Source organism: Oscillospiraceae bacterium MB08-C2-2, from assembly GCA_035621215.1.
Lineage (GTDB): Bacteria > Bacillota > Clostridia > Oscillospirales > Ruminococcaceae > WRAV01.
The window spans coordinates 2,662,837-2,676,440 of the sequence record CP141729.1 but is presented as its reverse complement, the minus strand read 5'-3'; the positions used below and the strand labels follow the sequence as shown (position 1 = coordinate 2,676,440).

The 13,604-nt window shown below is 55.1% G+C and carries 9 protein-coding genes and 1 other annotated feature; all 9 genes read right to left on the bottom strand.

Features of this window, described 5'->3' with window-relative positions; translation table 11 throughout:
* The gene (locus U6B65_12045) at positions 1 to 1,194 is read right to left on the bottom strand and encodes an ATP-binding protein (GenBank protein WRS27051.1); all 1,194 of its coding nucleotides are present in this window, start codon (positions 1,192 to 1,194) and stop codon (positions 1 to 3) included.
* Positions 1,195 to 1,475: 281 nt separating this feature from the next.
* Complete coding sequence (ilvC, locus tag U6B65_12040; protein WRS27050.1) at positions 1,476 to 2,471, bottom strand: ketol-acid reductoisomerase; 996 nt, start codon at positions 2,469 to 2,471, stop codon at positions 1,476 to 1,478.
* Positions 2,472 to 2,502: 31 nt separating this feature from the next.
* On the bottom strand, positions 2,503 to 3,000 hold the full coding sequence (gene ilvN / locus U6B65_12035) for an acetolactate synthase small subunit (protein WRS27049.1): 498 nt from the start codon (positions 2,998 to 3,000) through the stop codon (positions 2,503 to 2,505).
* Complete coding sequence (gene ilvB, locus U6B65_12030; protein WRS27048.1) at positions 2,997 to 4,619, bottom strand: biosynthetic-type acetolactate synthase large subunit; 1,623 nt, start codon at positions 4,617 to 4,619, stop codon at positions 2,997 to 2,999. Before ilvB ends, ilvN begins: the two co-directional genes overlap by 4 nt.
* A gap of 147 nt (positions 4,620 to 4,766) precedes the next feature.
* Entirely contained in the window at positions 4,767 to 5,840 is a 1,074-nt protein-coding gene (gene leuB, locus U6B65_12025; protein WRS27047.1) for a 3-isopropylmalate dehydrogenase, read from the bottom strand.
* The gene (locus tag U6B65_12020) at positions 5,837 to 6,343 is read right to left on the bottom strand and encodes a 3-isopropylmalate dehydratase small subunit (GenBank protein ID WRS27046.1); all 507 of its coding nucleotides are present in this window, start codon (positions 6,341 to 6,343) and stop codon (positions 5,837 to 5,839) included. Before U6B65_12020 ends, leuB begins: the two co-directional genes overlap by 4 nt.
* 30 nt (positions 6,344 to 6,373) lie before the next feature.
* Positions 6,374 to 7,636, bottom strand: coding sequence for a 3-isopropylmalate dehydratase large subunit (leuC, locus tag U6B65_12015; protein ID WRS27045.1), 1,263 nt, complete (start codon positions 7,634 to 7,636; stop codon positions 6,374 to 6,376).
* A gap of 43 nt (positions 7,637 to 7,679) precedes the next feature.
* A complete protein-coding gene (locus U6B65_12010) occupies positions 7,680 to 9,209 on the bottom strand; it encodes a 2-isopropylmalate synthase (protein ID WRS27044.1) in 1,530 nt (509 codons plus the stop codon).
* Positions 9,210 to 9,287: 78 nt separating this feature from the next.
* Positions 9,288 to 9,558, bottom strand: a binding site (T-box leader).
* Between the two features lie 234 nt (positions 9,559 to 9,792).
* Positions 9,793 to 13,575, bottom strand: a complete 3,783-nt coding sequence (gene srtB / locus U6B65_12005; GenBank protein ID WRS27043.1) for a class B sortase — start codon at positions 13,573 to 13,575, stop codon at positions 9,793 to 9,795.
* Between the last annotated feature and the right edge of the window lie 29 nt (positions 13,576 to 13,604).

Sequence of the window (13,604 nt, the reverse complement as noted above, 5' to 3'; positions counted from 1 at the left end):
TCATACAGGCTCCTCCTCATTTGCCGACAGCCGGGATGCGGCGTTTTCAATAAATTGCCGGGCAGTGCGGGCGCTTCGTCCGCCCCGGCTCAGGGCATAGGCCTCGGCCCTTTGTGCCATAGCCTCGTCAAAAACAAGGTTATGGCGGATGCAGTAGCGCTCCACAATTTCCAGATACAGCTTTCGGTCAGGGCGCAAAAAGGTGATCGTCAGGCCAAAGCGCTCGCTCAGAGAGCCAAGCTCCTCCAGCGTATCCCGGATGTGTACATCATCCCCATCCCGCTGGGAAAAGGTCTCCCGCACCAGATGGCGGCGGTTACTGGTGGCATAAATCACCATGTTGGCGGTGCGTGCGGAAACACTTCCCTCCAAAATTGCCTTGAGTGAGGAAAAATGATCGCTCTCTCCGGTAAAGGAAAGATCATCAATAAACAGAATGAATTTGAGGGGATTGCCGCTGAGGCGGTCAATCAGCAGGGGGATTTGGCCCAGCTGATCCTTGCGCAGCTCAATAAGGCGCAGGCCTTTTTCCCGCAGGCTGTTAGCAACCGCCTTGACACAGGTGGATTTTCCGGTGCCGCTGTCGCCATACAGGAGAACATTGGCGGCCGGTCGGCCCTCAAGCAAGGCAACGGTATTATCAATAACCGCCTGCCGCTCCTCTGTATAGCCGGTAAGGCCTTCCAGTGTCACCGAATCGGGATGAACCACCGGGATCAGCGCCTCTTCACCCAGCAGGAACATGTGATGCCGGGCAAAAATTCCATAACCCGCCTCGCCGATGCGGGCAAGCTGGCGGCTATAAGCGGCGGCAAAATCCAATGCTTCGGTTTGCCAGCCCAAAGGCAACGAAACACCCAGCATTTCGGGTGTGATGCTCCCCAACTCCTCCAAAATGACAAGCTCAGCGCCCAGCGCCGTCTCCAATGAAGCAGAAAACTCTTTGCCTGCGGCTTTGCCGGTTACATAAGGGTTTTCATCCCACAGCGCCCTTTGCAGAAGATAACCGCTCCAGCTTTGACCTGCTTCCAGCAGCAAATGAGAAAGCTCCGCCGCCTTTTCGGTGCGCTCGAGCATCGGCAGATTTTCCCCCGCCAGCAGTTCCCGGAAGGCACTGACTGCCGGGTCTTTCAGCAAACCCCGGAAGATCACCAGCGAAGCCAGCTTCTGCCGGCTGTTTTCGGATTGTTGCAAGTTGTTTTACCTCCAATACCAAGGCAAACGCATAAAGCGTTTACCTTCACGGGCGGGTACCCGGTACCCCCGGTTTCGCCCCCGGGGACGGGAGCGAGTTAAGGAAATCTGCGGCGAAATGAATTCGCCTTCGAGGAATTACGGAAAGCAGGCCACTTTCAGGTCTCTCTATTTCCTAGAAGATTTCCATGCGTTTGACGTAGTACCATAATGGACTTGAACCCCTTTGAAGGGAAAGAGCGCAGGAGAAGGGCCTTTCCTACACTCTTTAAGCAATAAGCCTATTTCTTGAGCCAGCTCATCATCTTGCGGAGCTTTGCGCCAACGGTTTCCACACCGTGAGCGGCTTCCACACGGCGCATTGCCAAGAAGTTGGCCTTGCCAGCGGCACGGTTTTCGGTGATCCATTTGCCAGCGAAGGTGCCATCCTGAATCTCACGCAGAACCTTTTTCATTTCCTTGCGGGTATCCTCGGTGATGATGCGCTTGCCGGTGACATAATCGCCGTATTCAGCGGTGTTGCTGATGGAATAGCGCATCATGGCAAAGCCGCCGCTGTTAATCAGGTCAACGATCAGCTTCATTTCATGAACACACTCAAAATAAGCCATTTCAGGGGAATAACCGGCTTCCACCAAGGTATCAAAGCCAGCCTTCATCAGCTCGGTTACGCCGCCGCAGAGAACAGCCTGCTCACCAAAGAGATCGGTCTCGGTTTCCTCTTTAAAGGTGGTTTCGATGATGCCTGCACGGCCTGCGCCGATGCCGCAGGCATAAGCCAGAGCAAAATCTCTTGCACGGCCGGAGGCATCCTGCTGGATGGCGATAAGAGAAGGAACGCCCTTGCCCTCCTGATACTGGCTGCGAACGGTGTGTCCGGGGCCTTTGGGGGCAATCATAACAACATCAACATTGGAGGGGGGTACGATCTGGTTGAAGTGGATAGAAAAGCCATGGGCAAAGGCCAAAATGTTGCCTTCTTCCAAGCCGGGAAGTACACTTTCTTTATAGATATCGGGCATAACCTCATCAGGGGTCAGCATCATAATCATGTCGGCGGCCTTGGCTGCGGCTGCGGTTTCCATTACGGTCAGGCCATCCTTCTTTACCTGCTCACAGCGGGGGGAATCGGAACGCAGGCCAACCACTACTTTTACACCGCTCTCATGCAGGTTCTGGGCATGGGCGTGACCCTGACTGCCGTAACCGATAATCGCTACAGTTTTACCCTTCAATAAATCCATGTTGCAGTCCTTGTCATAAAACATCTGTACCATTTCGCTACCTCCTGTTTTTTGATCTTTTATTCTATTCAACTATTCCAATGGCTTCACTGCCCTTATGCAGAGCAATCATGCCGGTGCGGACTATTTCAACCACCCCATAGGGCAGCACCATTTCAAGCAGCTGGCCCACCCGCTCGGGGCGGTCGGCAATTTCAATGGTGAGGGTGGCGGGGGAAATATCAACTATCTTGGCCTTCATAATTTCCACAAGCTCATTAATCTGGCCCCGGTTTTTGGGCGTGGCGTTGACCTTGATGAGGGCCAGCTCCCGGCGAGTGGAAGACACGGCGGGCAACTCCCGCACTTTGATCACATCCACCTGCTTGTTGAGCTGCTTGCTCACCTGCTCGATGATGCGGTCATCCCCTTCCACCACAATGGTCATGCGGGAAACGGTAGGATCCTCGGTTTCACCAACCGCCAAGCTTTCAATGTTAAAGCCCCGGCGGGCAAACAGCCCGGCAGTTCGGGAGAGAACTCCCGAACGGTTTTCCACCAATACAGATACTATGGTTTTCAAGCGGTTCCCTCCTCCGGGTCAACGGCGCATTCCAGCAGGAAGGCGCTGTCGTTTTGCAGCATTTGTTCCAAGGCGGCTTCCAGCTCCTCCGGCCGCTCCACGCTGGCGTGGGCAATGCCATAGGCCTCGGCAATCTTGCCGAAATCGGGGCTGCCGGAAAGCTCTACCGCTATTTCACGGCCGCCATAGGCCCGGGACTGAATCTCCCGCACCATGCCCAGCTTGCCGTTGCGCAGAATAATCACCTTAATGGGTATATCATGCTGGCACATGGTGGCCAGCTCGTTCATGGACATTTGGAAGGAGCCATCCCCGCAGACAGCGATCGTCATGCGGTCGAAAGCCGCCAGTTTAGCGCCCAATGCCGCGGGAATGCTGTAACCCATGGTGCCCATGCCGCCTGTGGTGAGGAAGCGCCCGCTCCCGCAGAAGTTCTTGGCCGACCATATCTGGTTCTGGCCCACATCTGCCACATAAACAGCATTTTCCGGCAGTTTTTTGCACAGAGCACGAACAAAAGCACTGGGCTCCACTCCGCTTTTGGGTGCAGGCCTGCTTTGGCGGGCTTCTGACTCCTGTTTTTTCATCTCCCCAAGCCGCTCCTGCCATGGTTTGCAGTCGCTGACCGGTTCCAGCGCCAAAAGCTGCTCCACCACTTGGGTAACATCCCCCACCAGGGGAATGGTGGTGCCCACATTCTTGCCGATTTCAGCGGAATCAATGTCAATGTGGACGATGGTTGCATGAGACTGGAGCTTGTCGGGGCGGGTAATGGCCCGATCGCCTACCCGGGCGCCCACCAGAATCAGCAGATCGCTTTCCCGGATGGCGGTGTTGGCAGTTTTGGTGCCGCTCTGGCCCAGCATCCCAAAATAAAGCGGATGCTCTTGGGGCATCAGCCCCACCCCCATAAGGGTGGAAACCACCGGGATGCCTGTTTGCTCGCAAAGGCGGCCCACCAGCTCCTGTGCTTCGGAAAGGAAGATTCCACCGCCGCCGCAAATCAGCGGGCGCTGGGCGGTTCGAATGGCCTCGGCAACCTTGCGAACCTGCAAGGGATGCCCCTGTGTGCGAGGCTTATATCCCCGGATGCTGACACTCTCGGGGTAAACGAATTCGGTCATCGCCTGCTGGACATCCACTGGCACATCGATGAGCACAGGGCCTTTGCGCCCGGTGGAGGCAATGTGGAAGGCCTCCCGGAATACCCGGCCGATGTCGTCAGCGCTTTTGACCAGATAGGTGTATTTGGTAAAGGGCTCCACCGCTCCGGTGGTATCCACCTCTTGAAAAACATCCCGGCCCAGCTGCCAAGTGGCAACCTGCCCGGTGATGGCCACCAGCGGGATACTATCGCTGTAGGCGGTGGCAATGGCGGTGAACAGATTGGTTGCACCCGGCCCCGAGGTGGAAATACAGACCCCGGGAGAGCCGGAAAGCCGAGCATACCCGCTGGCGGCATGGCCGGCGCCCTGCTCGGTGCGGGTTAAAACATGGCGGATGCCAGAGCCCAGCAGTTTATCATAAAAAGGTGCAATGGTTGCGCCCGGATAGCCGAACACCACCGGAACACCCTGCTCCTTGAGGCACTGCACCATTGCCTGTGCTCCAGAAATCATAGGACACCTCTTCTCCTGTTGTCTGAATATAGAATAACCTGTTTGAAAGCCCATACGGTTTTGGGGGTAAAGAAACTATATTATTCTGTTATATCTTTTATTGGAAAATTTGTCAATTATTCTTTTCCTTTTCCGGCAAAATTCACTTTACAGAGCGGAAAGAATGGCCTTGCCCATAGCAATAGTACCCAAAGCCGATTGCCCGGGAGCAGCCAGATCGGCGGTGCGTTTGCCGCTATCCAAAACAGCATTGACCGCCGCTTCGATGGTATCGGCCGCCTGCGGCTCTTCCAGTGAATACCGAAGCATCATAGCCACCGAAAGAATGGTAGCAATGGGGTTGGCGATATCCTTGCCCGCTATATCGGGGGCAGAGCCGTGAATGGGCTCATAAAGCCCCAGCTTTCCGGCGCTGAGAGAAGCCGAGGGCAGCATACCGATGGAGCCGGTAATCTGGGAGGCTTCGTCCGAAAGAATATCCCCGAAAATGTTGTTGGTTACAACGGTATCAAACTGGCGGGGTGCTCGCACCAGCTGCATGGCGGCGTTATCCACATACATATGGCTCAGCTCCACCTCCTGGTAGTCCGCCGCCAGCCGGTTGGCGGTTTCCCGCCACAGCTGGGAGGATTCCAGCACATTGGCCTTATCCACCGAGCAGAGCTTGCCGCCCCGCTTGCGTGCCATCTCAAAGGCAACCCGCAGAATGCGTTCAATTTCCGGCACCGTATACTGCTCGGTATCGTAGGCGGCGGGAATGCCCTCCACCGAACGCCTGCCCCGCTCACCGAAATAGATGCCGCCGGTCAGCTCACGCACCACCAGAATATCCAGCCCATCCCCCAGAATTTCATCCTTGAGGGGAGAAGCCCCCCGCAGTGCAGGATAGACCAGTGCCGGACGCAGGTTGGCAAACAGCTCCAAAGCACCCCGAATGCCCAGCAGGCCTCTTTCCGGGCGAATCTCCGGCGAAATACTGTCCCACTTGGGGCCGCCCACCGCACCCAACAGAACGGCATCGGAGCCTTTGCACAGGTCAATGGTTTCCTGGGGGAGGGGGTTGCCGCAGGCATCAATGGCGCAACCGCCGATCAGGCCTTGGGTCAGCTCCACTTCAAAGCCGTGCTTTTTGGCTGCAGCCTCCAGCACCGCCGTGGCTTGCGCGACAATTTCGGGGCCGATGCCGTCGCCGGGCAGAACCGCAATGCGATAGCTTTTCATTGGGCGGCGCTCCCTTCCAGATCGGCCTTGATGTAATTGACCAGCCCACCGGCGGTGATGATCTTCTGCATAAAGGGCGGGAAGGGAACGGCAGTGTAGCTTTCGTTCCGGGTCAGGTTGTGGATTTTGCCGTTATCCAGATCCACTTCCATTTCATCCCCCATTTGAGCGGCCTTGGAGGCCTGCGGGCATTCCAGAACCGGCAAACCGATGTTGATGGCGTTGCGGAAAAAGATACGAGCAAAATTTTCGGCGATTACACAGCTAATCCCCGAAGCCTTGAGGGCAATGGGGGCGTGCTCACGGCTGGAGCCACAGCCAAAGTTGAGGCCGCCCACCATAATATCGCCGGGCCTCACCCGCCTAACAAAATCGGTATCAATATCCTCCATGCAGTGGGAGGCCAAAGAGGCCGGGTCGGGATTGTTGAGAGTACGAGCCGGGATAATCACGTCGGTATCGATGTGATCTCCATATTTATGAGCAAAGCCTTTGCATTTCATGGGTAGTCCTCCACCTTTCAGATCATTTTTTTACAGAGCCTCGGGGCCGCAGAGCCAGCCATTAACCGCTGTAGCTGCCGCCACAGCCGGGGAGGCCAGATAAATTTCACTTTTGACATGCCCCATACGGCCCACAAAGTTGCGGTTGGTGGTGGAGACACATTTTTCCCCTTCGGCCAGAATGCCCATGTGTCCGCCAAGGCAGGGGCCGCAGGTGGGGGTGGAAACCGCCGCTCCCGCATCCACAAAAATGTTCATGAGACCCTCATCCACACACTGCTTCCAGATTTCCTGTGTAGCGGGGATGATGATGCACCGCAAATCCCCGGATACGCTGCGGCCTTTCAGGATTTCCGCCGCCATGCGCATATCGTCGATACGGCCGTTGGTGCAGGAGCCGATGACCACCTGATCAATCGGAATATGCAGAGCCTCCGCCTCCCCAATAGTACGGGCGTTTTCAGGCAGATGGGGGAAGGCCACGGTCAGAGGAACCTTTTCCAGATCGATGACAATTTCCTGCACATAGGAGGCATCTGCATCCGCTTGGTAGGTCGTGCCGGTGTTGCCGCCGTGCGCCGCAATGTATTCCAAGGTGGCGGCATCCACAGGGAAAATGCCGTTTTTGGCACCCGCCTCGATAGCCATGTTAGAAATGGTGAAGCGATCATCCATGGTCAGAGAAGCAATGTCACCGGTGAATTCCAGTGAGCGATACCGGGCTCCATCCACACCCAGAATGCCAATCAGGTGAAGGATGACATCCTTGCCGGTAACATACGGCTGCTTTTTGCCCTGAATCACAATTTTAATTGCCTCGGGAACCTTGAACCAAGCCTTGCCGGTAGCCATGCCCGCCGCCATATCGGTGGAGCCTACCCCAGTGGCAAAAGCCCCCAGCGCCCCATGGGTGCAGGTGTGGCTGTCGGCCCCGATGACGGTGCTCCCGGGAACGATCAAACCCTTTTCGGGGAGCAGCGCGTGTTCGATGCCCACCTTGCCCACCTCAAAATAGTGGACAATGCCCATGCTCCGGGCAAATTCCCGGGTCTTTTTGGCAAGTCCTGCGGCGGCAATGTCCTTGTTGGGGGTGAAATGATCGGGAACCAAGGCAATCTTCTTTTGATCAAAAACCTTGCCTACCCCCATTTTATAAAACTCATCAATGGCAACCGGGGAGGTGATGTCGTTGCCGAACACCAGATCCAAGTTGCATTCCAGCAGTTCACCGGCCGATACCTGCTCGCGGCCTGCCCTTGCGGCCAGAATTTTCTGTGTCATCGTCATTCCCATCGTACTATTCCCTCTTTCCCACCAAGATACCCTTTTACAGGGGTTAGATTTCTTCTCTTGCCTTGCTGGCAAATGCCCGGTTGATGCCGTTGACATAGGCATTCACCGAGGCTTCGATTACATCGGGAGCAAGACCCCGGCCGGTATACAGCCGCTCGCCCTGCTTGATGCGCACTGTAACCTCACCCAGTGCATCCATACCCTCTGTAACAGCGCGGATATCATATGCCGCCAATGGCCACTCTCCACCCACGATACGGGCCACTGCGTTATAGGCAGCATCCACAGGTCCATCCCCGGTGGCCGCTTCGGTGATTTCCTGTTCCTCATGAATCAAGGTCACACTGGCCATGGCCTGCATTTTGTTTCCGCTTTGAATCTGGAAGGTCTCCAGCTTGTAGTAATCCGGCACATCGGATACACGCTGGCTGACCAGTGCTTCCAAATCGTCGTCGCTGATGTTCTTTTTCCGGTCGGCCAGCTCCTTGAAGCGCTGGAAGGCGGTGTCAATCTCTTCTTTGGTCAGCTTATAGCCCATGCTCTCCAAACGGTCGTTGAAGGCGTGGCGGCCGGAAAGCTTACCCAGCACCATGGTGCTTTCGGTTTTGCCCACCGATTGGGGGGTCATGATCTCATAGGTCATGGGATTGGCCAGCACCCCATGCTGGTGAATGCCGGATTCATGGGCAAATGCGTTGGCACCCACAATGGCCTTGCAGACGGGAACCGGTACCCCTGTATGCTTGGCAACCCGCTGGCTGGTGCGGTAAATGCGGGTGGTATCCACGCCGTGCTCCAAACCGAAATAGCCGCTTCGGGTGGTAATTCCCATGACAACCTCCTCCATGGAGCAGTTGCCGGCACGCTCACCCAAGCCGTTGATGGTGGTTTCGATCTGCCTTGCGCCGTTGCGCAGAGCCGAGATAGTATTGGCAACCGCCAGCCCCAGGTCGTTGTGGCAGTGAACACTGATAATGGCTTTGTCGATGTTGGGCACATTCTCCCGGATACCGGCAATCAGCTCACCAAATTCCTCCGGCATGGCGTAGCCCACGGTATCGGGAATGTTGACCGTGGTGGCACCGGCCTCAATAACAGCCTCCAGTATGCGGTATAAGAATTCCGGGGTGCTGCGGCTGGCATCCTCGCAGGAAAATTCCACATCCTCGCAAAAGCTTTTGGCCAGCTTAACGCCTTCCACCGCACGGGCCAGCACCTGATCGGGCTCCATGCGCAGCTTATACTTCATGTGAATGTCACTGGTAGCCAAAAACACATGCAGGCGGGGCTTTTGGCTGTATTTGACTGCCTCCCAGCCCTTGGTGATATCATCGGGCACACAGCGGCACAGAGCGGCCACCGAGCAGCTTACATTCTGGGAAACACCCCGCACCGCCTCGAAATCGCCGGGAGAGGCTGCCGGGAAGCCTGCTTCGATCACATCCACGCCAAGTGCTTCAAGCTGGCGGGCAATCTCCAGTTTTTCAGAAAGGTTCAGGTTTACACCGGGGGTTTGTTCGCCATCGCGCAAGGTTGTATCAAAAATAATAATGCGGTTGTTCTCGTAAGACATAATCGCTTCCTCCTGTTTGTGTTGAGATCAGCTGCATAGAAATGGAAAATGCAAAACAAAAAGCCTTCGTCCTGAAAAAATCAGGACGAAGGCTATAGCTTCGCGGTACCACCTGAATTCATACCCCAAAAGGCATGCACTCTACTACAATACGGGAGCACCAAAATCTTGGCCTCCGATATCACGTTCCCTTTAACGGTGGAATTCCGGCACGACATAATAACCCAAAGGGTGTTCCGCCTGCTGCTCCGGGATGAGTTCTCCGATTCACCTTCACGAGCCGTCTCAGCATCCCGGCCCTCTCTGTGCTTCTAGTAAATTGGGTACTATTTCCCTTCTACGCAATTGGTTGTGTTAAATTGTTTGTTATCATATCATGTATTCAAAAGGCAGTCAATAGGAAACTCAATATTTAAAAGTTTTTTTCTGAATCCTATAAAGAAAACGGATCCACGAGGGCTTCTATATAGCTACTATGCCAAATTAAACTGTGTTTTTTATAAACCTTAATTTTTTATGGTTTTGTAAAATACAAAAAGGAGTGCCGTTTGCATCCGGCACTCCTTTTCAAGTTTATGCATCACTAGGCAATAGAGGTTCCGGGGTAATAATGTTCCAGAATCTGGTTGTAGCTCCAACCCTCTTGGGCATAGCCGTTGGCTCCGGTCTGGCTCATTCCCACACCATGACCATAGCCATAGGTGGTGAAGACAAACTGATCCTTGCTGGCGTTATACTTCACTGTGAAGCAGGCGGAACGAAGAGAAAATACACTTTCCCGCAGAATGCGCCCGGTGATCACAGCCCCTGTCTTAGGGCTTTTGGTTACTCCGCAGACCGCCATGTTGCCATTGTAGCCCCCATCCACCGTGGTTAAAATCTCAAACCATTCATCGGGATCGGTGCCATCGGTATCAATGCCCAGCTTCTGATCCAGCAAGCTGGATACCTCGCTGGCGGAAAAGGTCTTTGTGGTCACATAGTTCCGAGCATTCTGATCCACTTCGCTATCCACCGCAACCAGATAGGGGTAGCTCCCCCCCCAAACAGCCCGGGAGGAAGTGGTCATCCCCGCACTGGTGGCATGATAAGGGGTAAATGCCACCTTGTTTTTATAATAGACCGCCTCGCCGATCACTTCTTCCACTGCGTTTTCCACTTTGGCAGTTACGCTGGAGGCCATGGATACAGTGGGTGCAACACCGGTGCTGTTGTGGTAGAGGATGTATGTATAAGAAGCCACGGCCTGCGCCTTGATTGCCTCTTCGCTAAAGCCGGCTCCTACCTCCTGCTGAACAACACGAGCCACAATATCCAAAGCATCGGCACTCACCTTTTTGCCGCCCGAATAAACCTGAACAACCTCAGGACCTGCACTGGAGGAGGGTCCTTCCGGTTCTGGTTCCGGATCAGGCTCCGGCTCTTTGCTGGATTCCGGCTCACTGCTGGAGCTGGAAGGCTGACTCGAGCTGGAAGGCTGACTCGAACTGGAGGGCTGACTCGAGCTGGAGGGCTGACTGGAGCTGGAGGGCTGACTGGAGCTGGAGGGCTGACTGGAGCTGGAGGGCTGACTGGAGCTGGAGGGCTGACTGGAGCTGGAGGGCTGGCTCGAACTGGAAGAGTGGCTGGAGCTGGGCTCCTCCAGTGCCTTCACTGCCTTCCGGGCCCGCTCCACAGCGGCCCAAGCATCCTCCGAAGCTTCATAAGCTCCATCCACGGCATCGTAAACATCGGTTGCCTGTGCTTTTTCAGCGGCTTTCACAGCTATATTATACTGTTTTTCCGCTTCCTTCAGATATTTCTTGGCTGTTGAAAGGGCGGAGGAATATTCAGCCTTTTCAGCCGCAACCTGCGCCGCCTTGGCCGCCTGCTTGGCTTCTGCCAGTGCCTGCTTCGCTATTTCCTTCTTATTGGTGGAAGCACTGCTCTCGGAAGACTCAGAAGGTTCAATGCTGTGCGAAGCACTGCCCGAGCCGGAGGAACCGCTTGAACCCGATGTGCTTTCGGGGTTACCCGAAGCACCTGAACTGCCGGGCATGGAAGAAACAACCGGCGGTGTGCTGTTGGTGGGGCTGGTTCCATTGCCGCTGAAGCCATCGGGAATATACTGCCCCTCATAAGGAGATTTCCATGATTTGGGGTCTACATCCGGCCGGGTGGAGGTATAAAGCTTATACCAGATATCCGGCATGAGGGGTTTGGGGTTGAGAACGGCGGCGGCTGTATCCACCTTTGCACTTTCGCCATCCCGAAGCTTACGGGCCACCACCACAAACCGAGCATCCTGAAACTCGTAGGTGCAGGTGGAAAGGGTAAGAAGCTGATCATCAGGTGTAACATCCACGCCGGTGTTGATCAGGCTGCGCCACTGAAGCTGGTTGAGGAACTGCTGGTGGTTGTCACGATCATCCTCATTGATGAAATTGTGATAATCAAAAACCCAGCCCTGCGCACTGTAGGCGTTTGTGATGAAGATTGAAAAGATTTTATACTGGCTTTCTTCATACAAGGTGCTGAATTCCAGAATCGGGTGCTGCTGGTAGTAATCCAGCTGCTGATAAGGGATCAGCTCACCGAAAATCTGGCCGTCCTTCATATTGTGGCCGTAAATCACCATATTTTCGCTGGGTCGGTCAATATCCACACGGTAATCCATGAAAGGAATGCCGTGATCGTTCTTGTTGGAATAGAAATCCCGGCGCAGGTAATAATCGTTATCCGCAGACTGCACAATGGGGTAACTCACCTTGGTATCCGGAATGTTAACATAAGCCACAACATCCGGGTTGATGCTGTAAAGCCCCACAAACTTGGTCAGATATTCCTGTGGGTAATCCTCCGGAACAGAGACCTCATCCATTTCACCATACTGGAAGATATTTTTCAGATCCTCCGCCTGCTTTTTAGCGGCGGCACTGCCTGCATAGTAATTAACAAAATAACCGGCCGAACCCAAAAACACCAGAATGGCCACAATAAAAATGCCCTTGCGGACAATCTCGCCCGCTGTATCGGTTTTTCGGAAAACGAAGTTGCCGGCCAGCCTTTTATACCAAGGGAGCTCGGCCTCATCCGCAGCGCCGCCCTCTTCTTCTGCATCGGTTACGCTGATTTTTCCGGCAAGAGCACCTGCCAGAGCAACAGCGCCCTTGCAAACGCCGGGCAGGCTGTCGGCAAACAGGCGTACCATATTCAGTGTGCGGGAAAGAGCCGCATCCACCATGGAATCCCGCCCGCCGTTTATAACCAGCTTTTTCACCAATACCGATTTTTCATCGCAGACTGCAATAAAGGCATTGCCCAAGGCGCGGCCGCCAGCCCCACCTGCGGTGATGGCTACACCCAAGCGGGTGTTGTTTTTCCGGCGGGCCGCATCCGCCATGGCCACAGCCACAGCCTCGCTGACATCGCCCTTCTTTTTCAGCAGTTTGGGGTCAAGACCAAGCTTACCCACCTTCTGCTCGGCATCTTCCGCCAGAACACTGTAGCGCAGAATCTCCTGGCCACCCGGGGTTTCTCCCAGCAGCCGGGTGAGCATTCCACCGGTTCCGGATTCGGCCAGCGCCACATCCAGATTCTTTTTGCGGCAGCGGGCCACCACAGCAGACTGTAAATTTTCCACATCGATGCCATAGGCTTTATCGCCCAACCGGGAAGCCACCTGACGCAGAGCCTGTGCGCAGACTTCTTCTGCATCGGTTCCCACTGCCTGAACCCGCACCAGCATTTCACCACGATCTGCCTGAACGGTAACCGAAGGATTGGCCGAAACCAGCAGATCGCCCAGTTGGCGCTTGCAGTCCTCAAGAGAAATACCATAGGTGCGCACCACGTGGGCCACCTGGCCGGCCGGAGCCGCTGTCTCCCCCAAATAGGGCCGAAGCTGGGAGGCAATCATAGCGGTCAGCTCCTGCTTGTTATCGGGCATCATAATAATGTGCTGCTTGCCGGCGGAAAGAGCACATCCCGGTACTTTCCCATATTGGGGTGCAAAAACCACAGCCCCTTTGGGGAGCTGGGCCAAAGCGGATTCCGCGCTGGAAAAGGGCTCGCCTGTGCGGCGGCAATAGGTTCTTATGGCTTCAAGGCAGCGGGCATCGGTGGTGAGGGGAAGCCCCAGACCGCCGCTGATCACCGATTTGGTCAGGTAATCGGTGCGACTGTCCATACCGCCGATGGCAACAACCACATTGCTGCGGCCAAGAGCCTTGGCCACTGCTCTTTGAAGTTCCACTTTTCCTTTGCAGACACTGGTCTCCGGGCGCACCTTGATTCCGATGGCGCCAAGGCCCCGGGCTGTTATCTGGGCGCATTCCTCCAGAGACAGGCTGTCGGAAGAGGGGATTAATACAATCTCAGCTACCACTCCTAGGGTACCTCCTACATACATATTGG

What these genes read in the sequence shown, in the direction of transcription:
- leuB (WRS27047.1), bottom strand. Translation starts at nt 5,840, where the DNA reads ATGAAAAGCTATCGCATTGCGGTTCTGCCCGGCGACGGCATCGGCCCC.
- U6B65_12010 (WRS27044.1), bottom strand. Translation starts at nt 9,209, where the DNA reads ATGTCTTACGAGAACAACCGCATTATTATTTTTGATACAACCTTGCGC.
- leuC (WRS27045.1), bottom strand. Translation starts at nt 7,636, where the DNA reads ATGGGAATGACGATGACACAGAAAATTCTGGCCGCAAGGGCAGGCCGC.
- ilvB (WRS27048.1), bottom strand. Translation starts at nt 4,619, where the DNA reads ATGATTTCTGGAGCACAGGCAATGGTGCAGTGCCTCAAGGAGCAGGGT.
- U6B65_12020 (WRS27046.1), bottom strand. Translation starts at nt 6,343, where the DNA reads ATGAAATGCAAAGGCTTTGCTCATAAATATGGAGATCACATCGATACC.
- ilvC (WRS27050.1), bottom strand. Translation starts at nt 2,471, where the DNA reads ATGGTACAGATGTTTTATGACAAGGACTGCAACATGGATTTATTGAAG.